This window comes from Pseudooceanicola nitratireducens (assembly GCF_900109195.1).
GTDB classification, from domain to species: Bacteria; Pseudomonadota; Alphaproteobacteria; order Rhodobacterales; family Rhodobacteraceae; genus Pseudooceanicola; species Pseudooceanicola nitratireducens.
Genome location: NZ_FNZG01000001.1, coordinates 749895 through 772931, shown reverse-complemented (window position 1 = coordinate 772931; position 23037 = coordinate 749895). Strand labels below are relative to the sequence as shown.

16 protein-coding genes and 1 tRNA gene are annotated in these 23037 nt (G+C 64.2%); 7 read left to right on the top strand and 10 right to left on the bottom strand.

Annotation, left to right across the window (positions count from 1 at the left end):
* Positions 1-3: 3 nt before the first annotated feature.
* Both BMX99_RS03600 and BMX99_RS03595 read right to left on the bottom strand, forming a co-directional pair.
* Positions 4-531, bottom strand: coding sequence for a division/cell wall cluster transcriptional repressor MraZ (locus BMX99_RS03600; RefSeq protein WP_093447333.1), 528 nt, complete (start codon positions 529-531; stop codon positions 4-6).
* A gap of 809 nt (positions 532-1340) precedes the next feature.
* Entirely contained in the window at positions 1341-2408 is a 1068-nt protein-coding gene (locus tag BMX99_RS03595) for an Mrp/NBP35 family ATP-binding protein (RefSeq protein ID WP_093447330.1), read from the bottom strand.
* A gap of 308 nt (positions 2409-2716) precedes the next feature.
* On the opposite strand from BMX99_RS03595, the gene BMX99_RS03590 reads away from it, so the two are divergent.
* Positions 2717-2932, top strand: coding sequence for a DUF1127 domain-containing protein (locus tag BMX99_RS03590; RefSeq protein WP_093447327.1), 216 nt, complete (start codon positions 2717-2719; stop codon positions 2930-2932).
* A gap of 463 nt (positions 2933-3395) precedes the next feature.
* Here the strand turns inward: BMX99_RS03590 and BMX99_RS03585 are convergent, their stop codons facing one another.
* Positions 3396-5831: an ATP-dependent helicase gene (locus BMX99_RS03585; protein WP_093447324.1), complete on the bottom strand. Its 2436-nt coding sequence runs from the start codon at positions 5829-5831 to the stop codon at positions 3396-3398.
* Positions 5832-6034: 203 nt separating this feature from the next.
* Here BMX99_RS03585 and BMX99_RS03580 point away from each other — a divergent pair, with 203 nt between their 5' ends.
* Positions 6035-7171 (top strand): alpha-hydroxy acid oxidase, encoded by a 1137-nt coding sequence (locus tag BMX99_RS03580; RefSeq protein ID WP_093447321.1) that lies wholly within the window; start codon positions 6035-6037, stop codon positions 7169-7171.
* Between the two features lie 400 nt (positions 7172-7571).
* On the opposite strand, the gene BMX99_RS03575 is transcribed toward BMX99_RS03580, so the two are convergent.
* The 3 genes from BMX99_RS03575 to BMX99_RS03565 are packed head-to-tail and all read right to left on the bottom strand — an operon-like array spanning position 7572 to position 10701.
* Positions 7572-8609, bottom strand: coding sequence for an ABC transporter substrate-binding protein (locus BMX99_RS03575; protein WP_093447318.1), 1038 nt, complete (start codon positions 8607-8609; stop codon positions 7572-7574).
* Positions 8609-10033 (bottom strand): sensor histidine kinase, encoded by a 1425-nt coding sequence (locus BMX99_RS03570; protein ID WP_093447315.1) that lies wholly within the window; start codon positions 10031-10033, stop codon positions 8609-8611. The genes BMX99_RS03575 and BMX99_RS03570 overlap by 1 nt, the downstream gene beginning before the upstream one ends.
* Positions 10030-10701, bottom strand: a complete 672-nt coding sequence (locus BMX99_RS03565; RefSeq protein ID WP_093447312.1) for a response regulator transcription factor — start codon at positions 10699-10701, stop codon at positions 10030-10032. Before BMX99_RS03565 ends, BMX99_RS03570 begins: the two co-directional genes overlap by 4 nt.
* A gap of 252 nt (positions 10702-10953) precedes the next feature.
* Between BMX99_RS03565 and BMX99_RS03560 the strand changes: the two genes are divergently transcribed.
* The 4 genes from BMX99_RS03560 (at position 10954) to BMX99_RS03545 (ending at position 17735) form a co-directional block, all read left to right on the top strand.
* On the top strand, positions 10954-11931 hold the full coding sequence (locus tag BMX99_RS03560) for a Bug family tripartite tricarboxylate transporter substrate binding protein (protein WP_093447310.1): 978 nt from the start codon (positions 10954-10956) through the stop codon (positions 11929-11931).
* 77 nt (positions 11932-12008) lie between these two features.
* Entirely contained in the window at positions 12009-12440 is a 432-nt protein-coding gene (locus BMX99_RS03555) for a tripartite tricarboxylate transporter TctB family protein (protein ID WP_093447307.1), read from the top strand.
* 9 nt (positions 12441-12449) lie between these two features.
* Complete coding sequence (locus BMX99_RS03550) at positions 12450-13988, top strand: tripartite tricarboxylate transporter permease (RefSeq protein ID WP_093447304.1); 1539 nt, start codon at positions 12450-12452, stop codon at positions 13986-13988.
* 306 nt (positions 13989-14294) lie between these two features.
* On the top strand, positions 14295-17735 hold the full coding sequence (locus tag BMX99_RS03545; RefSeq protein WP_093447302.1) for a pyruvate carboxylase: 3441 nt from the start codon (positions 14295-14297) through the stop codon (positions 17733-17735).
* 179 nt (positions 17736-17914) lie between these two features.
* Here the strand turns inward: BMX99_RS03545 and BMX99_RS03540 are convergent, their stop codons facing one another.
* Positions 17915-18337 (bottom strand): hypothetical protein, encoded by a 423-nt coding sequence (locus BMX99_RS03540; RefSeq protein WP_093447300.1) that lies wholly within the window; start codon positions 18335-18337, stop codon positions 17915-17917.
* 221 nt (positions 18338-18558) lie between these two features.
* On the opposite strand from BMX99_RS03540, the gene BMX99_RS03535 reads away from it, so the two are divergent.
* Positions 18559-18633: transfer RNA gene (locus BMX99_RS03535), tRNA-Gly, on the top strand.
* Between the two features lie 197 nt (positions 18634-18830).
* On the opposite strand, the gene BMX99_RS03530 is transcribed toward BMX99_RS03535, so the two are convergent.
* The 3 genes from BMX99_RS03530 to choW form a co-directional block, all read right to left on the bottom strand.
* On the bottom strand, positions 18831-20810 hold the full coding sequence (locus tag BMX99_RS03530; protein ID WP_093447298.1) for a polysaccharide biosynthesis protein: 1980 nt from the start codon (positions 20808-20810) through the stop codon (positions 18831-18833).
* 325 nt (positions 20811-21135) lie between these two features.
* Positions 21136-22158 carry a choline ABC transporter ATP-binding protein gene (gene choV / locus BMX99_RS03525; protein WP_093447296.1) on the bottom strand — a complete coding sequence of 341 codons (1023 nt, stop codon included), beginning with the start codon at positions 22156-22158 and terminating at the stop codon, positions 21136-21138.
* Positions 22155-22991 (bottom strand): choline ABC transporter permease subunit, encoded by an 837-nt coding sequence (choW, locus tag BMX99_RS03520; RefSeq protein WP_093447294.1) that lies wholly within the window; start codon positions 22989-22991, stop codon positions 22155-22157. Before choW ends, choV begins: the two co-directional genes overlap by 4 nt.
* Between the last annotated feature and the right edge of the window lie 46 nt (positions 22992-23037).

Sequence of the window (23037 nt, the reverse complement as noted above, 5' to 3'; positions counted from 1 at the left end):
GGGTTACTCCACCTCTTTGGGCGATGCGTTGGCAAACAGCAGCTCGTCCATCGCGGCATCGGGATCGAAATCTTCGCCCAGTTCGTCCGCTTCTTCGGCGAAACGGGCCTGGTACTCATCACGCTTCCACAGCTGGAAGGTCTTCAAGTCACCCAGGAAGGTGACGTATTCATCCTTGCCCAAGCCCAGCTTGTCGCGGACCTTCTGCGGCACCACGATCCGGCCGGTTTCATCGACGGTGACCGAGACGGCGGAGTGGATGTAGTGGTTGCGCAGCGCCTTGAACTTCGGGTCGGCCTTCGGGGAATTCGACAGGGCGTCCTGAATTTCAGCAATTGAATCAATCGAATAGCCTTCGACGAAACCGTCCAGCCGGGGGCCGGTCAACAGCATCATGCGGGGGGCTTTTCCTGGGGTCCAGTCGGGATCCTGGCTTTCAAGGACACGGCGAAAGTCTGCAGGGACGGACAGCCGGTACTTGCTGTCCACCTTCATGTCTTCGCTGCCATGGAACCGCTCGATGTAAGCCAATTCCTGCGTCCCGCCCCCCCGATCTGTTGCGTGAACCCCGGAAACGAAAACGGCGGATAGGAGCTGCTGCCACTGCCCTATCCGCCGCCCTCGTCCCGTTTCCGGGTATGTCCGACTGCGCGCGCCACCTGGGGGGGATGTCTGCTCGCTCGCGCGCCGGATCTCTTTGTTTGATGAAAGCGGGTGCCTGTATGAGTCCTGCCTAGGGATTTTTTATGGGGTCTTTGTCGCCCCGTTTCCCGTTTCATCTGATGATCTATGGATGCCATGGGTATCTATGGGAAACAAGGAAAATCTGCCTGTATTCTTGGGACGAACTGGGATCCGGGTCGCCCCGGAAGTTATGCACAGCCTGTGGATATCGGCAAAAACACGCCTATCTCGGTCGATCACGGAACCGAGACACCATATATGGTGTGAAACTGCGCGCACCCAACCTGTCCCATACGATCCAAGGTAGATGAATTTTTTTTCGTTTAGCTTGCGAAAAAACAGGCAGCGGGCTGGGATGGGACGGGATTTGCCCTGAATTCGACCTCGAATCGAGGGGTGAATCGCGACCACGACACCCCTGTCCCATGGTGTTTTGCGGGGTGATTTGCCGGCCGTCCCAAATCATCCCATGCGGACCATGAAATCCCGCCCACCCCAGAACAGTGCATGAAGGTCACAAGAAAAGGGGCGTCCCTTCTTGGAACGCCCCAAAAAATCGCCCGCTCCAGACGCCCCGCAGGGCGGCACGGCAAGTCGGGACGTCAGAGTCTATATAGTAGGCCGGAAAAAAGACCCGCCGCCTGCGCCCTGAAAGGTCAGACGATGCCGCCGCGGATCAGCCCCTGGGCCAGCTGCGCATAGGCCTGGGCCATCGGCCCTTCTCCGGCGGCGATCGGCGTGCCGGCGTCGCCCGCCAGTCGCGTGTCCAGATCGATCGGCAATTGCCCCAGCAGCGGCACGCCCATCTTCTGCGCCTCGTCCACGACGCCGCCATGCCCGAAGATATGGCTTTCATGGCCGCAGTTCGGGCAGGTGAAGGTCGACATGTTCTCGATTAGGCCCAGGACGGGCGTCTTCAGCGTGCCGAACATGTCGATGGCCTTGCGGGCGTCGATCAGCGCCACGTCCTGCGGCGTCGACACGACCAGAGCACCCGACAGCTCGCTGCGCTGACACAGGGTCAGCTGCACATCGCCCGTGCCCGGCGGCAGGTCGACGATCAGCACGTCAAGCTCTCCCCAGTTCACCTGACCCAGCATCTGCTGCAGCGCCCCCATGAGCATCGGCCCACGCCAGACCACGGCCTTGTCTTCCTCGACCATGAAGCCGATCGACATCAGCGTGACCCCATGGGCGTGCAGCGGCTCGATCGTCTTGCCATCGGGCGAAGCGGGGCGCCCCTTGGCCCCCATCATGCGCGGCTGGGACGGACCGTATATATCAGCATCCAGCAGGCCGACCTTCTTGCCCGCCCGCGACAGCGCCACGGCGAGGTTCGAAGAGACGGTGGATTTACCCACCCCACCCTTACCCGAGGCCACGGCGATGATGCGCTTGACCCCGGCAGGCTTCATCGGCCCGGTCTGGGGCGTGTGGTGGCCCCCGACCTTCAAGCTGGGCGGCTTCTGCGCGGCGGTGTCATGGGCGGTCAGCACGATGCTGACATCGCGCACGCCGGGCAGATCGCGCACCACGGCCTCGGCCGTCTTTTGCAGGCCGGTCATCTGGCGGGCAATCTCGGGCGACGGGGCTTCGATGACGAAGCGGACCATGCCGTCCTCGACCGTCAGGGCCCGCAGCATGTCCCGAGAGACAAGGGTGCCGCCATCCGGCAGCTCAATTCGCTGCAGCGCAGCAATGACCGATTCCCGTGTGAGCGCCATGTTCCACCTGTTTTCCTGCTTACTGCCCCTAGATAAGGGGTCGCCTGCGCGATGACCACCCAAGGAAAGGGGCTTGCGGACGTAACGTCAATCATGCCCCGAAAACAAATCTTTTGAGGAACTTTTGGGCGAAACTGAATTATTTCATTATTTTTCAATGCCCTGCACATCGTAGTTGACTATGCACATTTTGCATAGCCGCGTTGCAGCATCGGGCGTTGTGCATGCGCAGCATAAATCCTAATTTCATCTCAACACAGCGCTGAACGGGCATACGGCCCCAAGGCAAGACGAAAAGGTACGAAGACATGACTATGATGACCGAAACCCGCAACGCAGTCGCCCACGGTGGCATCTTCCAGCGTATTGTGGCCGGTCTGACCGAACGCTACGCACAGAACAAAGCCTATCGCAAGTGCGTCAATGAGCTTTCGGCCCTGAACGACCGCGAACTGCGCGACCTGGGTCTGCACCGTTCGATGATCAAGTCGCTGGCACGCGAAGAAGCGTACCGCACGATGTAATTTGGATCAGGCGGCCCTCTCCTCCTCCCTGGGTCGACTGAAACTAAGCGGTGACATCTCTCCTCCTCCCTGATGTCACCGCGCCTATCCCCGGAGCCGGGTAAGACGCTCCGCACAGAATGCACCAGCCCTCTCCTCCTCCCTGGGTTGGTGATAGCAAGACCGGCGGCCCCTCTCCTCCTCCCTGGGGTCGCCGGACTTCACAACCAGATCGGTCGCCCTCTCCTCCTCCCTGGGTGATCGTGAAATGAACCGCGGCGCCTCTCCTCCTCCCTGGCGTCGCGGTTTTTTCTTTCCAAAGCTTGGGTTTGGTCGGCGCGTGGATTTGGCGGGCCTGGCGCGGTTGCGCAGGGCACGCCCGTGGTGCGCGCGCAGGGGCGCTGCCCCCTTGAGCCTGAAGGCTCAATTCCCCCGGGATATTTCGGGCAAGAGGATGATCAGGGGCCGGAGCGCCTGAGCCGCGTCAGAAGGGCACGTCGGTGCTGGCCATGACGAACTTGGCGACGACCTTCTTGGTGCCGGCCTTTTCGAAATCGATGTCGAGCTTGTCACCCTCGATCCCGGTGACTTCGCCATAGCCGAACTTCTGATGAAACACGCGGTCGCCGATCGTGTAGGCGCTGATGGCCTGGGCATCGATCACCTGGTTGCGAGTCTCGCGCGGCTGGCTGACGGGGCGCTGGCTGGCACGGGCCTGCATGCGCTTCCAGCCGGGAGAGTTATAGACGTTTGCCTCACTCACCCGCTGGTCGATGGAGGATCGGACCTCGCCCACAGGGGCTGCGGCCCCGTAGCCGCCGCCGTAGAGGCCCGGAGGGGTCAGCACGTCGATGTGTTCCTCGGGCAGTTCGTCGACAAAGCGCGAGGGCAGCTGCGACTGCCACTGGCCAAAGACGCGGCGGTTGCTGGCAAAGGAGATCGTGCAGATTTCCTCGGCGCGGGTGATGCCGACATAGGCCAGGCGGCGCTCTTCCTCGAGCCCCTTGAGGCCGCTTTCGTCCATCGACCGCTGAGAGGGGAACAGCCCGTCTTCCCAGCCGGGCAGGAAGACGGCGGGAAACTCCAACCCCTTGGCGGCGTGCAGCGTCATGATTGACACTTTCGCACCATGGTCGTCGGTTTCATTGTCCATGATCAGGCTGACGTGTTCCAGGAAACCCTGAAGGTTGTCAAAGTTCTCAAGTGCTTTGACCAGTTCCTTAAGGTTTTCGAGCCGGCCGGGGGCTTCGGGCGTCTTGTCGTTTTGCCACATCTCGATGTAGCCGGATTCTTCCAGGACCATCTCGGCCAGTTCGATATGGCTGACCTCGGGGCGGGCGTATTCGATGGCCTGCGCGGTGCTGTCGTCTTCCAGAACCGCGTCGTCATTCACGTTGATCACGGGCACGCGGGTCATGCGGCCCCAACGTTCCAGGTTGTCGACCAGGGCGCGCAGCTGGCCCGCGCCCTTCCCGGTGATGCCGCCTTCGGCCAGAAGGATCCGCGCGCCTTCGACCAGCGGCACGCCGTTCTGACGGGCGCAGACCTGGATCTTCTGCTGTGCCTTGTCGCCCAGGCCCCGTTTCGGCGTGTTGACGATGCGTTCAAAGGCCAGGTCATCCGTGGGCGAGACCACCAGCCGGAAATAGGCCATGGCATCGCGGATCTCGAGCCGTTCGTAGAAGCGCGGGCCGCCGATGACGCGGTAGGGCAGACCGATGGTCAGGAAGCGGTCCTCGAAGGCGCGCATCTGGTGCGAGGCCCGCACGAGGATCGCCATGTCGTCCAGCGAAATCGGCCGCATGCCACGGGTGCCGCGCTGCATCGCCTCGATCTCTTCGCCGATCCAGCGGGCCTCTTCCTCGCCATCCCAATGACCGATCAGGCGGACCTTTTCGCCGCCTTCGGCTTCGGTCCAAAGCTCTTTGCCCAGGCGGCCTTCGTTGCCACGGATCACGCCGCCGGCGGCCGCGAGGATATGTTCGGTCGAGCGGTAGTTCTGTTCCAGCCGGACCACCTTGGCCCCGGGAAAATCCTTTTCGAACCGCAGGATATTGCCCACCTCGGCCCCGCGCCAGCCATAGATCGACTGGTCGTCATCGCCGACACAGCAGATGTTCTTGTGCCCGCCCGCCAGCAGCCGCAGCCAGAGGTACTGGGCCACGTTGGTATCCTGGTATTCGTCGACGAGGATATATTTGAACCAGCGCTGGTATTGCTGCAGCACGTCCGGGTTCTTCTGGAAGATCGTCACCACATGCAGCAGCAGATCGCCGAAATCGGTGGCGTTCAGCTCCAGCAGGCGGCGCTGGTATTGATCATACAGCTCGGTCCCGCGGTTGTTATAGGCCGAGGCCTCGGCCGAGGGGACGTTTTCGGGCGTCCAGGCGCGGTTCTTCCAGTGATCGATGATCCCCGCCAACTGCCTTGCCGGCCAGCGCTTTTCGTCGATGCCATTGGCCGCGATCAGCTGTTTCAGCAGCCGGATCTGGTCGTCGGTGTCGAGGATCGTGAAGTTCGATTTCAGATCCACCAGTTCGGCGTGGCGACGCAGCAGCTTGACGCAGATGGCGTGGAAGGTGCCCAGCCAGGGCATGCCCTCGACCGCCTCGCCCAGCATCTTGCCGACGCGGATCTTCATTTCCTTCGCGGCCTTGTTGGTAAAGGTCACCGAGAGGATTTCGTTTGGCCGGGCGCGCCCGGTGTTCAGCAGGTGCACGATCCGCGCGGTCAGCGCCTTGGTCTTGCCGGTGCCCGCGCCCGCCAGCATCAGGACCGGGCCATCCAGCGCCTCGACCGCCTCGCGTTGCGCGGAGTTGAGCTCGTCCAGATAGGGCATCGGCCGCGCGGCCATGGCGCGGGAAGACAGGGAGGCCCGGGAAGCGCCTTCAAAGGCGTCGTGATCGTCAAAGCTGCTCATGGGCGCAGAATACGCATATGGCGCGCGAAACGGAAGGGCATGTTCACCACTTGTTCACAAGAATTCTTCACAATTGCCGGCGTGATTGCCGGATTCGTTTTGCCGACGGAGGGTTGTGATATGTAAGGACTGCGGACAAAGGCCCCGGAATTGCATCGGGGTGCCTTGCCAAACCGCAGGGCGCGCGACAAGGTCGCGCAACCATGGATCTTGATCTCGCCTACCCGACTCTTGCTGACCTGCGCGATCGCGCCCGTCGCCGTCTGCCACATTTCGCCTGGGAATACCTGGACAGCGGGACGCTGGACGATATCGCCATCCGCCGATCGCGTGAGGCGCTGGATCGTGTTGCCCTGAAGCCTGCCGTGATGAAGGGGCGGACTGTCCCGGATCTTGGCACGACCCTGCTCGGGCGTCGGTATGACCGTCCCTGGGGCGTGTCGCCGGTCGGCATGACCGGGCTGTTCTGGCCGGGGGCCGAGGTGACATTGGCCAAGCATTGCGTGGCGGCCAACCTGCCCTTCGGGTTGTCCACGGTCGCCGCGGCCTCGGTCGAGGATCTGGCCCCGCATGTGGGCGATCAGGGCTGGTTTCAACTGTATCCGCCGCGGGACGAAGATCATTGCGCGGACCTGGTTCAGCGGGCGAAAGCCGCGGGGTTCCATACGCTTGTGCTGACCGTCGATGTGCCGGGCCCGTCCCGGCGCGAACGCCAGCGGCGCGGCGGGCTGACCACGCCGCCCCGGATCACGCCGCGGCTGTTCCTTCAGTCGGTGCTGCGGCCACATTGGTCCTTGGCGGTTGCGCGCAGCGGCGTGCCTTCGGTGCGCGGCCTGGCGAAATACGCCTCTCCGCATGAACCGGCGCGACACGTTGGCCTGGCCCCGCACGCCGCCCCGGACCCCGATCTGCTGAAGCGGCTGCGTGACATGTGGGATGGGCCGATCGTCGCCAAGGGCGTGCTGGTGCCCGAGGATGCGGTCTGGCTGCGGGATCTTGGCTTTGACGCCATCTGGGTGTCGAACCACGGCGGCCGCCAATTCGACGGCTGCCCCGGCTCGGCCGAGGCGCTGCCGCTGGTGCGCGAAGCGCTTGGCCCCGCTACCCCGGTGCTGTTCGACGGAGAGGTCCGTTCCGGCCTCGACGTGGTACGGGCCATCGCGCTTGGTGCGGATTTCATCATGCTGGGCCGTCCCTGGCTGTGGGGCGTCGCCGCCTTCGGGGCGCGCGGGGCCGATCACCTGACGCATATCCTGACCGAGGATATGACCTCGGCCATGATCCAGATGGGCATCACCCGGCCAGAGGAGGCCCGGGGTCAGGTCTGGACGGGACGGTAGGGCTATGGGGCTGTTAGCGGCTTGTTCTGGGCTGGCGATCTTCGGGAATTTTGAGGGCTTCGGGTGTGGTCTATGGGTCCGGCCGGTTGTGAACGGCCAATGCCAGAGGCCTGTATGGAGGAGACGATAGGCCTTCGGGGCTGGTATTGGCTTGGTCCGGGCTGGCGAACTTCAGGAATTCTGAGGACTAAAGGCTTGGCTTGCGGGGCCACCGGGTTGTGACCGGTTGTGCGCCGGTCGGGGTCTGCGCCTTAGGCACCAGACGGTTGGGTTGGGACCGAGGACCGAGGACCGAGGACCGAGGACCGAGGACCGAGGACCGAGGACCGAGGACCGAGGACCGAGGACCGAGGACCGAGGACCGAGGACCGAGGAAAGGGTCAGCCAATCCCGTGGCACGTCAAGGAAAAGCGGCCTGACGGAAAGTGTCGGACCAGAACTGCAGCAGCAGCGTCCGGCGGTTCGCATCCCGCGCCACCAGCAGCGTCGGCGACAGCGCGATATAGCGCCGCGCGCTGACCGCAAGGGCAGGTTCGGTATCGTCCATCTCGGTCACCAGGCCAGCCTGCACCAGCAGGCGCTGCGCCTCGGGCCCCAGCAGGTAGTCCAGCAGCCGGGCGGCGATATCGGCGCGGGCGGCCCCCTTGGGGATCATGTAGCCGCGCGACAGAAGCAGGGTGTAATCCTCGGGCAGGATCATGCCCACGTCCGGCTCATTCGCGTTCGCCACGTAGGATCCCAGCACGTTGTAGGCCATGACATAGCGCCCATTGGCCACACCCGAAATGATCTCGGCCGAGCAGCAGGTGGCCACCGCGTCGACCCGCGCGAAACCTTCCAGAAGGCCGCCAAAGGTCGTCGCCTCAAGGCTGTCGCTATAGGCAAACAGGAAACCCAGCCCGGATTCGGCGATGTCATAGGTGGCGATCCGGTTGTGAAAAACCTGCGGTCGTTCGCGCAGCGCGTCCAGCAGGGCAAAGCGGCTGCGCGGCACCTCGTCCACCGGTAGAAGCCGCTTGTTGTAGGCGATCACCGCCGGCTCGATCGTCACACCCCAAAGCTCGTCCCGCCACCGGCGCGTCGTGGGCAGCGCAGCGGTCTCGGCCGACCGGTAGGGCTGCGCGCAGGCCGCGTTCACCAGCCAGACCATCTGCTGCACGGCCGAAGACAGCACCGCATCGGCACCCGGCGTGCCATCGCGACACTCGGCCCGGCTTTGATCGAACAGCCCGTTGGACCCCCATTGTTCATAGGTGATCGCGATTTCGGGGTTCAGCGCGGCAAAACGCTCCATCACCGGGCGGATGATCGCCACATCGGTGGTCGACCGGACCAGGAAGGGCGTAGCGCCGGAGCCGAACCGGGCCGTCATCTCTTGCGCGGCGCCGGCATGGGACAGGCCCAGCAGGGCCAGGACCACAAGGAACAGGCGGAGCATCAGGCGTCCTCTCTCATCGTGTCGGGCACCATGGGGAAGATCAGCGCAGCGCGGAAGCCATCCGGGCGGCGGGTCATCTCGACCCGTCCGTCGAAGGCCGCAGCGACCGAAGTCACGATCGAAAGGCCGATCCCGGTGCTTTGTTCGCGCGTGCCGGCGTTGCGGTTGAACCGCGCGCCCAGCCGCGCGATCACCTGGTCCTCGGGGCCCGGCCCGCTGTCCTGCACCCATAGAACAGCCTGCCCATCCTCTTCCGCCGCGCCGATGACAATCGGGGCCTCACCGTGACTAAGAGCGTTGCCCAGAAGGTTGCGCGCGGCCTCGGCCAGGGAAAAGGCGTCGGCGCGGACCAGAACGGGATCTTCGCCGATCTCCAGCCGCAGCTCGGCCCCCGGGGCCAGCACGGCGGAATCGTCCCGTTCCATGATCTCAAGCGCGATTTCACGCAGGTCGACCAGGGTGCGGGGCATGCTGTCGGTGCGGTGGATCACCAGCGCGCGCGACAGAAGCTGATCCAGCAGGGTGCCAAGGGACCGGGTGCGCAGCGCAAGGCGGTCCAGCGCCCTGCCCCGCGCCTCTTCCTCGGGGTCGGACATGGCGGTTTCGGCATGCACCCGGATTGCGGCCACTGGGGTGCGCAGCTGATGCGCGGTGTCCGAGATCAGGTTGCGCATCGCCTCGACCTGGGTGTCCAGCCGCTGCATGAAGCGGTTCATCGCCCCCAGCATCACCTGAAGTTCGCGCGGCAGGCGTTCGGTCGGCATCGGCGTCAGATCATAGGGGTCGCGGTGCGACAGGTCTTCGATCAGCGCACCAAGTGGCGCGAGGGCCGAGCGGATGACCAGAAAGGCGATGCCGATCATGACGATCCCCGCCAGCGCCAGCGGCAGCAGCGCGTCGATGACCAGATCGCGGGTCATGGCCTTGCGGGCGCGCAGCGTCTGGCCGACGACCACGTCCACCGGCCCCGAGAAGTCACGCTCCACAAACCGCCGGGTCAGGATGACAAAACGCGCCGGTTCGCCGTCCAGCATGTCATCGAAGAAGCGCACCGGGGCCCCGCCACGGGCGGGCGCGGTGATACGGTGATCGGGATCGACACCGGTGACCAGCTGCCCGCCGGGGCCGATGACGGCGTAATAGATCCGGTCCTCGGGGGCCTGCGCCAGAAGCTGGAAGGCCGAAACGGGAAGATCCACCAGCGGCGCACCGCGCTGCACCCGGATCGATTCCGCGATGTCGCTGGCCGCGCCAACCAGGATCCGGTCATAGGCCTGGCGGGCCGCCTGCTGGCCGTTCCACCAGGTCGAGCCCGCGACCAGCACCCCGCCCAGCAGCAGGATGACAAAGACCGTGCCCAGCACACGGGACACCAGGCTGCGCACCGGGCGGGCCTTTGGGTGCGGTTCAGGCCCGGTGCTCATGCCTCCAGCCCGATGCGATAGCCCACGCCGCGCTGCGTGGTGATCGCCACGTCGGATCCCGCGAATTTCTTGCGCAGCCGGGCGATATACAGCTCGATCGCGTTCACGCCCACGTCGGCGTCGTCGAAGCCATAGAGGGAATCATACAGCCGCGCCTTCGACAGATATTGCCCGCGATGGCGGATCAGCGTGTCCAGAAGCGCGGCCTCGCGCCGGGTCAGATCCAGCTGGCGGTCGCCCAGCCGGGCGCTGCGGTCCTTGGGGCTGTAGGTCAGCGATCCAAGGGTGATCTGTTCTTCCTTGCGGTCGGCCTCGCGCCGGACAAGGGCGCGCAGCCGGGCTTCAAGCTCTCGCTGGTCGAAGGGTTTCGACAGGTAGTCGTCCGCCCCCTGGTCCAGCGCCTCGACCCGGTCGTCCACGGCGGACAGGGCGGTCAGCATCAGCACCGGCGTGCGATCAACGGCGGCGCGGATGTCGCGCAGGAAGCTTAGCCCCGAGCCGTCGGGCAGGTTGATATCAAGGATGATCGCGTCATAGCGCTGCACGGCCCGGCAATCGCGCGCCTCTTCTATGGTCACGGCCAGATCGCAGACGATGCCCGACCGGGCCAGATGCGCGATCACGCCCTCGGCCAGGTCCCTGGCGTCTTCGACCATCAGAATGCGCATTTTCCGTTTCCGTTCTCTGGCCTGTTGTAAGGCCTGTTTTCTGGCCTGTTCCCTGGCCCAATTCCGTGCCCCTTGCCGGCCCTTTCCCTCGCGTTCCCGAAAACCTGTCGCGATGACAGCTTCGTGACAGGAACAACGGTTACATATTCGCAACCCGCGGGGAAGTGGTCGCATCGCGACCTCCTCTCTACTGCCCCGCGGGACCGATTACAGCGCGTGGGAGTGCGCTGTCCAGGACCTGAGGAGGACCCTATGAAACTCTCTGTTACTCGCGGCGCACTGGCTGCCGTAGCCCTGTCGCTGTCCGCGTTTTCGGCGGCTGCACAAGAAAACCCGGAATGCATCGCACCGGCCAACCCGGGCGGCGGATGGGACTTTACCTGCCGCCAGGTCGGCAAGTCGCTGCAGGACGCCGGTCTGATCGACAAGACCATGCAGGTCGTCAACCTGGCCGGTGGCGGCGGTGGCGTGGCCTTTGCCGAAGTCGTGAACAAGCGCGGCGATGACAACAACCTGATCGTGGCGGCTTCGTCCGCGACGGCGACCCGCCTGGCACAGGGCGCATACCCCGGCAACACCATGGACCAGGTCCGCTGGCTGGCGTCGATCGGTGCGGATTACGGCGTGATCGCCGTGGCGGCCGACAGCGCGGTCAACACGCTGCCTGAGCTGCTGGACCAGATCAAGGCGGACCCGACCTCGGTGTCCATCGCGGGCGGTTCTGCCGTGGGCGGCTGGGACCACCTGAAGGTTCTGATCGCGGCCAATGCCTATGGCATCGAGGACGTGCGCAAGGTCAAGTACATCGCCTTTGACGGCGGCGGCGAAGCCGTGACCCAGTTGCTGGCAGGGTCGGTTCAAGGCTTCACCGGCGACATCTCTGAAGCCAAGGGTTTCGTCGACAGCGGTGACATCAAGGTCATTGCCGTGCTGGCCCCGGAACGTCTGGACGGCGAATTCGCCGACTTCCCGACCGCAAAGGAACAGGGTGTCGATGCGATCGGTGCCAACTGGCGCGGGTTCTACGCCCCCGGCGGCATGTCCGACGAGGCCTATGACTCCTGGGTGTCCAAAATTTCCGACCTCTACGCCACCGACGCGTGGAAAGAGGTGATGGCGGCCAACGGCCTTGCCCCGCTTGATCTGCAGGGCGATGCCTTCCAGTCCTTCGTCGAGGACTCGGTCGCGCAGATTCAGTCGATCTCCAAAGAAATCGGCATCATCAAGTAATCCGGTTTTCCGGATCACCTGCCGGGGGCCCGCGTAGGCCCCCGGGTTTTCGAACTTCCACCAAGAGGAGATCTGCCATGAGCGATCGTATCTTCGGTGTCTTCGGCATTCTCCTTTCCATCGGCTATGTCTTCGCGGCCCTGGCCATCGAGGAAAGCTTTCTGTCGGATGCCGTCGGCCCCAAAGCCTTCCCCCTGATCATCGCCGCCATCCTGGGCCTGTCGAGCCTGGCGATCGTGCTGCGCCCCGATGCCGAACCGCAATGGCCCACCCTGGGCCGCCTGGCCGAGATCGCCGCGGCCGTGGTCGTGATGATCCTTTACGCCGAGATGCTGCCTGTCGCGGGCTTTGTCATCGCAACCGCCTTTGCCGCCGCCTACCTGGCCTGGCGTCTGGGGTCCTCGGCGCTTGAATCGGTTTTCGTCGGCGTCGGCACGTCGGTCGGCATCTACGTCATCTTCCACCTTGTCCTCGGCCTGTCGCTGGCACGCGGACCGTTCGGGTTCTGAGGGGGCATCATGGAAACGCTTGCAAACCTTGGCGACGGCTTTGCCATCGCAATCACCTGGCAGAACCTTCTGCTGGCCCTTCTGGGCTGTTTTCTGGGCACGATCATGGGGGCCCTGCCCGGCCTTGGCCCGTCGAACGGCGTGGCGATCCTGATCCCGCTGGCCTTCACCATGGGCCTTGGCGCGACACCGTCGCTGATCCTTCTGACCTCGGTCTATTACGGCGCGATGTACGGGGGGCGGATTTCATCGATCCTTCTGAACATTCCGGGCGATGAGCCGGCGATGATGACCTGTCTCGACGGCTATCCCATGGCCAAGAAGGGTCTGGCCGGTGAGGCGCTGTCTCTGTCGGGCATCGCGTCCTTCGTCGGGGCCTTCTTTGCCACCTGGGGCCTGATCCTGCTGGCCCCGCAGCTGGTGAAGATCGCGCTGCTGTTCGGTCCGGCGGAATACTTTGCGCTGTTTGCGCTGGCCTTCATGACGCTTGGCGGCGTGTCCTCGACCAACCAGGCGAAATCGGCCTTTGCCGCGGCGCTTGGCCTGGGCCTGGCCACCATCGGCGTCGACACCCAGACCGGCGTGCCGCGCTTCACCTTCGGCGAAGTGCACCTGTACGACGGGCTGGATTTCCTTGTGGCGATCGTGGGTCTGTTTGCCCTGTCCGAGGTCTTCATCTTCCTGGAAAACCGCCATGGCGGGTCCGATGCGGAAGGCAAGAAGATGGTGATCGGCAAGCTTTATCCGCCGATGTCGATGATCAAGCAGACCACGCCGACGATGCTGCGGACCTCGTTCCTGGGCTTCATCGCTGGCGTTCTGCCCGGCGCGGGTGCCTCGCTTGGGTCGTTCATCTCCTACTCGATGGAGAAACGCCTGGTCGACAAGGAAGGCACCTTCGGCACCGGTGATCCGCGTGGCGTCGCCGCCCCCGAGGCCGGCAACAACGCCGCCGCCGGTGGTGCGCTGGTGCCGATGCTGGCGCTTGGCGTTCCCGGATCGGGCACGACCGCGGTTCTGCTGGCAGTGCTGCTGGCGCTGAACATCACCCCCGGCCCGCTGCTGTTCACCCAGAACCCCGATGTGGTCTGGGGCCTGATCGCGGCGTTGTTCATCGCCAACTTCATGCTGCTGGCCATGAATATCCCGATGGTGGGCCTGTTCACCCGCGTGCTGATGATCCCGTCGCGGATCCTGATGCCGATCGTTGCCATGGTGTCCTTCGTGGGGATCTACGGCATCTCGGGGTCGACCTTTGACCTGCTGGTCATGATCGGCTTTGGCGTCATGGGCTGGGGCCTGCGCAAGCTGGACGTGCCGCTGGTGCCGATCATCCTGGGCACGCTTCTGGGCAACGCGATGGAAAACAACCTGCGCCGCGCCGTGACCATCGACAATGGCGACTGGTGGACCCTGATCGACAGCCCGCTGTCGCTTGGGCTCTGGGCGGTGGCGATCATCGGCTTCATCCTGCCGCTGATCTTCGGGGCCCGCGTGAAGGCCAAGATGCGCCAGCGCCGGGACGAAGAAGGCGCGATCAGCGACTGATCCGCCTGCACAGGACGACATCACCGGGCCATCCCGCATCCGCCGGGGTGGCCCGATTTCATTGCCCTGCCCCTTCGCGCCGGACAAATGTTGCAACGACCGCCCGCCCACGCATGCGCGGGGGGGCCCATGGCCCGGACGCCGCGCACGCCTTGCCCTGCGATGTCGTTTGCGCAACCAGAACATGACGCTATTTGCAGGTTTTGCATTCCGCAATTTCGTACATTTGCAATTAGCAAACTTTCCCCTTGCGCTGCGTCGCAGCGTGCGGTTTGCTCGCCGAAATTCTTACAGGGGGGCCTACCCATGCCGGATTTTCAGAAAATCCTGATCGCGAACCGGGGCGAGATCGCCATTCGGATCATGCGCGCCGCCAACGAATTGGGCAAAAAGACCGTCGCGGTCTATGCCGAGGAGGACAAGCTGGGCCTCCATCGTTTCAAGGCAGACGAGGCCTACAAGATCGGCGAAGGGCTGGGCCCCGTGGCCGCCTATCTCTCGATTCCGGAAATCATCCGCGTCGCCAAGATGTCCGGGGCCGATGCGATCCACCCGGGCTATGGCCTGCTGTCGGAAAACCCCGATTTCGTTGATGCCTGCGACGCGGCGGGCATCACCTTCATCGGCCCCAAGGCCGAAACCATGCGCGCCCTGGGCGACAAGGCCAGCGCCCGCAAGGTCGCCATGGCCGCCGGCGTGCCAGTAATCCCCGCGACCGAGGTGCTGGGCGATGATTTCGACGCCATCACCAAAGAGGCCGAAGAGATCGGCTATCCCCTGATGCTCAAGGCCTCCTGGGGTGGCGGCGGACGCGGCATGCGGCCTGTCACCAACTCCAAGGAACTGAAGGAAAAGGTGCTGGAAGGCCGGCGCGAGGCCGAGGCCGCCTTTGGCAATGGCGAGGGGTATCTGGAAAAGATGATCACCCGCGCCCGCCATGTCGAGGTTCAGATCCTCGGCGACAAGATGGGCAATATCTACCACCTCTATGAACGTGATTGTTCCGTCCAGCGCCGCAACCAGAAGGTCGTGGAACGCGCCCCCGCGCCCTACCTCAGCGAGGCGCAGCGCGAAGAACTGTGCGAACTGGGTCGCAAGATCTGCGCCCATGTGAGTTACGAATGCGCGGGCACGGTTGAATTCCTGATGGATATGGAGACGGGCAAGTTCTACTTCATCGAGGTGAACCCCCGCGTGCAGGTCGAACACACCGTGACCGAAGAGGTCACCGGCATCGACATCGTGCAGGCCCAGATCCAGATCGCCGAGGGCAAGACCCTGGCCGAGGCCACCGGCAAGGCCAGCCAATATGACGTGCGCCTGACCGGCCACGCCCTGCAGACCCGGATCACGACCGAGGACCCGACCAACAATTTCATCCCCGATTACGGCCGCATCAGCGCCTACCGGTCCGCCACCGGCATGGGCATCCGTCTGGACGGCGGCACCGCCTATGCGGGCGGGGTGATCACGCGGTACTACGATTCACTTCTGGTGAAGGTGACTGCCAAGGCCCCGACGCCGGAACTGGCCATCCGCCGCATGGACCGCGCCCTGCGCGAATTCCGCATCCGCGGTGTCAGCACGAACATCGACTTCGTCATCAACCTGCTGAAACACCCGACTTTCCTGTCGAACCAGTACACGACCAAGTTCATCGACACGACGCCCGAGCTGTTCGATTTCAAACCCCGCCGGGACCGGGGCACGAAGGTACTGACCTATATCGCGGATATCACCGTGAACGGTCACCCCGAGGTCCAGGGACGCCCCCTGCCGCACCCCGACCTGAAGCCCCCGCGCATCCCGCCGCTGAAGGGCGCCGCGCCCAAGGGCACCCGCGATCTGCTTGACGCCGAAGGCCCCGAGGCCGTCGCCAAGTGGATGAAAGATCAGAAGGAACTGCTGTTCACCGACACCACCATGCGGGACGGGCACCAGTCGCTTCTGGCGACGCGGATGCGGTCGATCGACATGATCAAGATCGCGCCCACCTATGCCTCGAACCTGAGCCAGCTGTTCTCGGTGGAATGCTGGGGCGGCGCGACCTTCGACGTGGCCTATCGGTTCCTGCAGGAATGCCCCTGGCAGCGTCTGCGCGACATCCGGGCGGCCATGCCGAACATCCTGACGCAGATGCTTCTGCGGGCGTCCAATGGCGTGGGCTATACCAACTATCCCGACAACGTGGTGCAGGAATTCGTGCGCCAGGCGGCGGAAACCGGCGTCGATGTCTTCCGCGTCTTCGACAGTCTGAACTGGGTCGAAAACATGCGCGTCGCCATGGATGCGGTGCAGGCGTCCGGCAAGATCTGCGAAGGCACGATCTGCTACACCGGCGATGCGCTGGACCCGGCCCGCGCCAAGTACGACATCAAGTATTACGTCGACATGGCCAAGCAGATGGAAGCCGCCGGCGCCCATGTGCTGGGGATCAAGGACATGGCCGGTGTCATGACCGCGCCGGTGGCGCAGGTGCTGTTCCCGGCGCTGAAGGATGCGGTCGACCTGCCGATCCACTTCCACACCCATGACACCTCGGGTGCTGCGATCGCCACGATCCTGACGGCCTCGGCCGCCGGGGTGGATGTGGTCGATGCGGCCATGGATGCGCTGTCGGGCAATACCTCGCAGCCGACCTTCGGGTCCATCCTGGCCGCCATCAACCATGGCGATCGCGCCAGTAGCATCGACATCGCCGCCGTGCGCGAGGTGTCCAACTACTGGGAGGCCGTGCGCGGCCAATACGCGGCGTTCGAGAGCGGCATGCAGGCCCCCGCCTCCGAGGTCTATCTGCACGAAATGCCCGGCGGGCAGTTCACCAACCTCAAGGCGCAGGCGCGGTCAATGGGGCTGGAAGAACGCTGGCACGAGGTCGCACAGGCCTATGCCGACGTGAACCAGATGTTCGGCGATATCGTCAAGGTCACGCCGTCGTCGAAGGTTGTGGGCGACATGGCGCTGATGATGGTGTCACAGGGCCTGACCCGCGCGGATGTCGAGGATCCGAAGAAGGACGTCTCCTTCCCGGATTCGGTCATCGACATGATGCGCGGCAACCTTGGTCAGCCTCCGGGCGGCTTCCCCGACACGATCGTGTCCAAGGCGCTGAAGGGCGAAAAGCCGAACCTGGAACGGCCGGGCAAGCACCTGCCCCCCGTCGATCTAGAGGCCAAGCGGCAGGAGGCCAGCGCGGCCGCCGGCGGGGTCGAAATCGACAACGAGGATCTGAACGGATACCTGATGTATCCCAAGGTCTTCACCGATTACGCCGCACGCCACGAAACCTATGGCCCGGTGCGCACCCTGCCCACGCTGACCTTCTTCTACGGCATGGAACCCGAGGAAGAGATCACCGCCGAGATCGACCCCGGCAAGACGCTGGAGATCCGCCTGGTTACCGTGGGGTCCACCCAGGACGACGGTGAGGTGCGGGTGTTCTTTGAGTTGAACGGCCAGCCCCGCGTGGTCCGCGTGCCCGACCGCAAGGCGACCGGAGCCAAGGCCGCCGCGCCCAAGGCCGACCCGGCGAACCCGGCCCATGTGGCCGCGCCGATGCCGGGGGTTGTTGCCTCGCTTGCCGTGGCGGCGGGATCGAAGGTCAAACAGGGCGACCTGCTGCTGACCATCGAGGCGATGAAGATGGAAACCGGCATCTCGGCCGACCGCGACGGCGTCATCAAGGCCGTCCATGTCGGCGCAGGCGCGCAGATCGACGCCAAGGACCTGCTGATCGAGTTCGAATAAGGGCCTGGGCCCTCCCCTCGGCCAAAGGGCAAGACATCGGAAAAGGGCCGTCCCATGGGGCGGCCCTTTTTCTTGTCGGTCCAGCCCTGCCCCGCGTCGGAGACGCGGACAGTTCGACGTCGCCAGCTACAAGCGATCGCCCAGGATCGCACGTTCGCGGCACCCCTTAGGGCCATGGTTCAAGCCTCGGACCCGCCGCCGCCCGGGCTGACGCTGCCACCCGATCCGGATCCCCCGCCAGAGCCACCACCGGACCCGCCCCCCGTGCCGGTCGGGGTCGCGCCATCGCCGTCTTCCCGCGCGGCTTTCGCGGCTGCCTTCGCCCGCTGCTCGGCCAGCCAGCGCTTGTCGATCTCTTCATAGGCGGCGGCGAGTTTTTCGGCGCAGTCATCGCCGCTGCCGTCGCAAAAGACCCTCTCGCCCCGGTAATAGACGAAATGGTCGATCTGGTCGTATTCCTCGTTCCAGGGCCTCCCCGAAAGCAGGACGCGCACGGTGTAGGTTTCGCCACGGAATTCGAACTTGGTCGTGGTTTCGCGATCTTGGACGCAGGCCGCACCGGCAAGACACAGGAGAAGCGGGGCAAGACGAAGGGGATTCATGGCGGAACCTCGTGCGAATAGTGTTGTTTCAAAAAACGGCGCATCCCTGGGTCGGGCGCATTCCGTAAGGTCAAAAAATTTGCTGTAACTTCTGATACTTCGGGGGTTTTTTCCGATCAAGAAAATCGCCCAGGGCAGCAGTCAAAAAAATTTCACTTTGCCCGAAAAAACCGCTTGCACCCCGCCCGCCCCTTTTGTACATCCTGCCCTACCAAAAGGAAGCGGGCGTAGCTCAGGGGTAGAGCATAACCTTGCCAAGGTTAGGGTCGGGCGTTCGAATCGCCTCGCCCGCTCCAAAATTTCCTCTCACCCAAGAGGATGGGAAACAGACCGCCTTCGGACGGTCTTTTTCGTTTCAGGGCCCTGTATCCTGCGCCGATGCCCAGATCGGCCCGGATGGCAAATCCCTCCCCCTCAGATCCAAAGAAAAACCCGGCACGTCGGGACGTACCGGGCTTGATGCGGTGTTCGGCTGTTTCCCTGCCTGGGGCGATCAGGCCGTCGCCTCGCGTGCGATGCGCAGGTGACCGCCCGTGGGCTCTGCCTCGATCACGGGCTGGCCGGCACGGGTCCAGAGAAGGTCGGACAGCTCGGCATTCGAGGGCGAGAAATCCAGCGGAAGATCATGCAGGATCTCACCGATGCGCGGCAGGTCGAAGCGTTCGCAGGCGCGGCGCAGGTCGTCCAGCACCGGCATCAGCCGCCCCATGGGCAGCGACCGTTCCGAGGCGGTCATGATGCGCGGATGCTGGGTCGGCGCGGGATCATTGCCGATCAACAGTTCCTCGTACAGTTTTTCGCCCTTGCGCAACCCAGTGATGGCAATGGCAATGTCGCCTTCCGCGCCCGAGGCATCGCCCGCGTCAATCACGTAGGGCTGCAGCCCGTGCAGCTTCACCATGGAAATCGCCAGGTCGATGATCTTCACCGGCTGCCCCATGTCCAGCACGAAGACATCCCCCCCCCGCGCCATGGCCCCAGCCTGAATCACCAGCTGCGACGCCTCGGGGATGGTCATGAAGAAACGGTTCACGTCGCGGTGCGTCACGGTCACCGGGCCGCCGGCCTCGATCTGGGACCGGAAGCGCGGAATCACCGAACCGGAGGACCCCAGCACATTGCCAAAGCGCACCATGGAAAAGGTCGTCGTGCCGCCCTGCGCCGCCAGCGCCTGACAGATCAGTTCCGCAGTACGCTTGGTCGCGCCCATGACATTGGTCGGGCGCACGGCCTTGTCGGTCGAGATCAGGATGAAGTTCTCTACCCCCTGACGCTGCGCCGCGGTGGCGATTTCCAGGGTGCCGAAGACATTGTTGCGGATGCCTTCGATCACGTTCTCCTCGACCAGGGGGACGTGCTTGTAGGCGGCGGCGTGATAGATCGTCTGAACCGACCAGGCCTTGATCGCAGCTTCCAGGCGGCGGGGATGCTGCACGGATCCGAGGATCGGCACGATGTCCACATCGGCGCGGATGCGGGCGGCTTCTTCCGACAGCTCCATCTGGATCTGGTACAGCGCGAATTCCGAAATCTCGAACAGCACAAGCCGTTCCGGCGACAGGGACAGGATCTGGCGGCACAGCTCACTGCCGATGGACCCGCCCGCGCCCGAGACCATGACGACCTTGCCGGTGATGTTGCGCTGCATCAACCGGTCGATCGGCGCGACAGGGTCGCGGCCCAGCAGATCCTCGGGGGTGACGTTGCGCAGTTCGGAAATCTTGGCGCGGCCGCTGATCAGGTCCGACATGCCGGGGATCGTCTTGATCTCAAGCGCGGTCCGGTCCTGCATGGTCTGGACGATTTCGCGGCGGCGGCGACGGGTCAGGCTGGGCAGTGCCAGCAGCAGGGTCCGCGCGCCGGTAGCTGCGACCAGATCGGCCACCCGGTCCGGAGAGCTGACCTTGAGCCCTGCCTTGGTCAGCCCATGCAGGTCAGGGTTGTCGTCCAGGAAGGCCACGGCCCCGTATTGCGCACCGCTTTTCATCGAATTGGCGACCATCACACCGGCCTCACCGGCCCCGTAGATGATGACCGGCTGGCGGGCGCTGCGGCTGGGTTTCAGGAAGAAATGACGGATGACAAAGCGCAGGCCCCCGACGCTGATCAGCAGGCAGGCGGCATAGATGAAGGGCACGGACCGCGGCACCCCGGCATTCAGCAACTGTGACACGACGCCAAGCACGATGGCCGAGACCAGCACGCCCTTGGTCACGTAGACCAGAACCCGGCCGGTGATATAGCGAACGAGGGTCAGGTAAAGCCCGGTGACATGCAGGGTGTAGACGGTGGCGGGAATCACCGCGATCAGCGGCACCCAGACCATCGGGTCGGCGGCGAAGTCCAGGCTTTCAAGGCGCACCAGCATGGCCACGGCGAAAGAGGCGATGATCAGCACCGTATCCACGGCCATCTGGATCGCGATCTTCTGCTTCCGGCGCAGTCCCGTGATCTGATCGAGAAATCCAGTCATTCCAATTCTTTCCGTACGACAAGACCAATACGCCCTGCGCGAGTGTCTTACCCAAACCGCCGAAATGGAACAAGCGATGCTGGCACCCTTCCCTGCCGGCAGAATGCCGCCTGTTCCCGGATGGTTTCACCATGCCATTGGCGGCCCGCCGGCCGGGGCACCAGGGCCCTGGCACAGCGGACTGACGCGACTACGCATCAGCACCATACTGCGATGCTTTCCTTAAGGGAAGATTAACAGGAAACAGTCTGTTTCCATAGTCCGACAGGCGGGTCGCCGTGAGTCAGGGCGCGCATACAAAGGCGCGCCCGTGACAGCCGCGCGGCTAGCGCAGAAGGCTGGCCAGAAGCGACTCGGGCGTGACGGTGCCGATCCGGGCCCCGTTTTCGGTGACCGCGACGGGCTTGCCCTCGGCCGACATGGCGGCGGCAAAGTCCAGCACGGGGGTGTCTGCCCCGACCTCTTGCCCGATGTCGCCCGTGGTGCCATCTGCCTGCATGACGTCGCGCGCGCGCAGGAAGGTCAGCGGGTTGGAATGGGCCACGAATTCCGCGACATAGTCGTTCTCGGGGTTGCTGGCGATTTCATTCGGGGTGCCGCATTGCACGATGCGTCCGCCTTCCATGATGGCGATGCGGTTGCCCAGCTTGAAGGCCTCATCCAGGTCGTGGGACACGAAGATGATCGTGCGTTTCAGACGCGCCTGAAGCTCCAGCAACTCGTCCTGCAGCTTGGTTCGGATCAGCGGATCCAGCGCTGAAAAGGGTTCGTCCATCAGCAGGATCGGCGCATCGGTGGCAAAGGCGCGGGCCAGGCCGACGCGCTGCTGCATCCCGCCCGAAATCTCGCCTACCTTGTTGTCGGCCCAGTCGGCCAGGCCCACAAGGTCCAGCTGCTCCAACACCTTGGCGCGGCGGTCCTTCTTGGGCATGCCGCCCAGCTCCAGCCCCAGGCCGACGTTTTCGGCCACCGTGCGCCAGGGCAGAAGGCCGAACTGCTGGAACACCATCGCCAGGCGTTCGCGGCGGATGCGGCGCAGGTCTGCGGGACTGGCATCTGTCACGTTGATCAGCGTGCCGTTGTCGCGGATATGCACCGCGCCGCGCACCACGGGGTTCAGCCCGTTGATGCCGCGCAGAAGGGTGGATTTGCCCGATCCCGACAGGCCCATAAGCACCAGGATCTCGCCTTCCTGGATCTCGAGGTTGCAGTCGTGTACGCCCAGCACCTGGCCGCATTTTTCCTGCACCGTGGCGCGGTCCAGCCCCTTGTCCATCAGGGGCAGCGCCTGATCGGGGCTTTTGCCGAAGACGATGGAGACATTGTCGATTTTGACGGCGGTGGTCATTTCGTGTCCCCCTTGTTCAGCATGCGGTCCAGGACGATGGCCAGGACCACGATCACCAGCCCGCTTTCAAACCCAAGCGAGGTGTTCACCTGGTTCAGCGCCCGCACCACCGGCACGCCCAGGCCATCGGCGCCGACCAGGGCTGCGATCACCACCATCGACAGCGCCAGCATGATGGTCTGGTTCAGCCCGGCCTTGATCTGCGGCAGGGCATAGGGAAGTTCGGCCTTGAACAGCACGTCGCGGTTGGTGCCGCCAAAGGCGCGCACGGCCTCGGTCAGGCGTTCGGGGGTCGAGGAAATGCCCAGCTGGGTCAGGCGGATCGGCGCGGGCAGCACGAAGATCACCGTGGCGATCAACCCGGGCACCATGCCGATGCCGAAAAAGACGATGGCCGGGATCAGATAGACGAAGGTCGGCAGGGTCTGCATCAGGTCCAGCACCGGGCGCAGCCAGGCATAAAGCCGGGGCCTGTGCGCGGCGGCGATGCCGATCGGCACGCCGATGGCCATGCAGACGACACAGGCCGACAGCACCAGCGTCAGGCTTTCGGTCGTCTCCTCCCAATAGTCCTGATTGAGGATGAACAGGAAGCCGGCCGCCACAAGGGCACAGGTTTTCCAGTTGCGCTGAAGGATCCAGGTCAGGGCGACAAAGACCAGCACGACCACCAGCGGCGGCGGGGTCTGAAGCACCCAGAGGATGCCGTCGATCAGGCCTTCCATGGCCACGGACATTGCGTCCAGCAGGCCCTCGGCATGATCGCGCACCCATTCGAAGCCCGCGCTGGCGATGTCGCCTACGGGCAGCTTTCTATCCGTCAGCCAGTCCAATCCCTGATCCCTTCCGTGGTGCGTTGCCCAATATCAAACGGCCCCG

Bases quoted from the DNA above. Each gene is read 5' to 3' on its own strand.
- BMX99_RS03545 (WP_093447302.1), top strand. From the start codon at position 14,295: ATGCCGGATTTTCAGAAAATCCTGATCGCGAACCGGGGCGAGATCGCC.
- BMX99_RS03540 (WP_093447300.1), bottom strand. From the start codon at position 18,337: ATGAATCCCCTTCGTCTTGCCCCGCTTCTCCTGTGTCTTGCCGGTGCG.
- BMX99_RS03575 (WP_093447318.1), bottom strand. From the start codon at position 8,609: ATGCTCCGCCTGTTCCTTGTGGTCCTGGCCCTGCTGGGCCTGTCCCAT.
- BMX99_RS03595 (WP_093447330.1), bottom strand. From the start codon at position 2,408: ATGGCGCTCACACGGGAATCGGTCATTGCTGCGCTGCAGCGAATTGAG.
- choV (WP_093447296.1), bottom strand. From the start codon at position 22,158: ATGACCACCGCCGTCAAAATCGACAATGTCTCCATCGTCTTCGGCAAA.
- BMX99_RS03550 (WP_093447304.1), top strand. From the start codon at position 12,450: ATGGAAACGCTTGCAAACCTTGGCGACGGCTTTGCCATCGCAATCACC.
- BMX99_RS03555 (WP_093447307.1), top strand. From the start codon at position 12,009: ATGAGCGATCGTATCTTCGGTGTCTTCGGCATTCTCCTTTCCATCGGC.
- BMX99_RS03560 (WP_093447310.1), top strand. From the start codon at position 10,954: ATGAAACTCTCTGTTACTCGCGGCGCACTGGCTGCCGTAGCCCTGTCG.
- BMX99_RS03565 (WP_093447312.1), bottom strand. From the start codon at position 10,701: ATGCGCATTCTGATGGTCGAAGACGCCAGGGACCTGGCCGAGGGCGTG.
- BMX99_RS03585 (WP_093447324.1), bottom strand. From the start codon at position 5,831: ATGAGCAGCTTTGACGATCACGACGCCTTTGAAGGCGCTTCCCGGGCC.
- BMX99_RS03530 (WP_093447298.1), bottom strand. From the start codon at position 20,810: ATGACTGGATTTCTCGATCAGATCACGGGACTGCGCCGGAAGCAGAAG.
- BMX99_RS03580 (WP_093447321.1), top strand. From the start codon at position 6,035: ATGGATCTTGATCTCGCCTACCCGACTCTTGCTGACCTGCGCGATCGC.
- BMX99_RS03590 (WP_093447327.1), top strand. From the start codon at position 2,717: ATGACTATGATGACCGAAACCCGCAACGCAGTCGCCCACGGTGGCATC.
- BMX99_RS03570 (WP_093447315.1), bottom strand. From the start codon at position 10,033: ATGAGCACCGGGCCTGAACCGCACCCAAAGGCCCGCCCGGTGCGCAGC.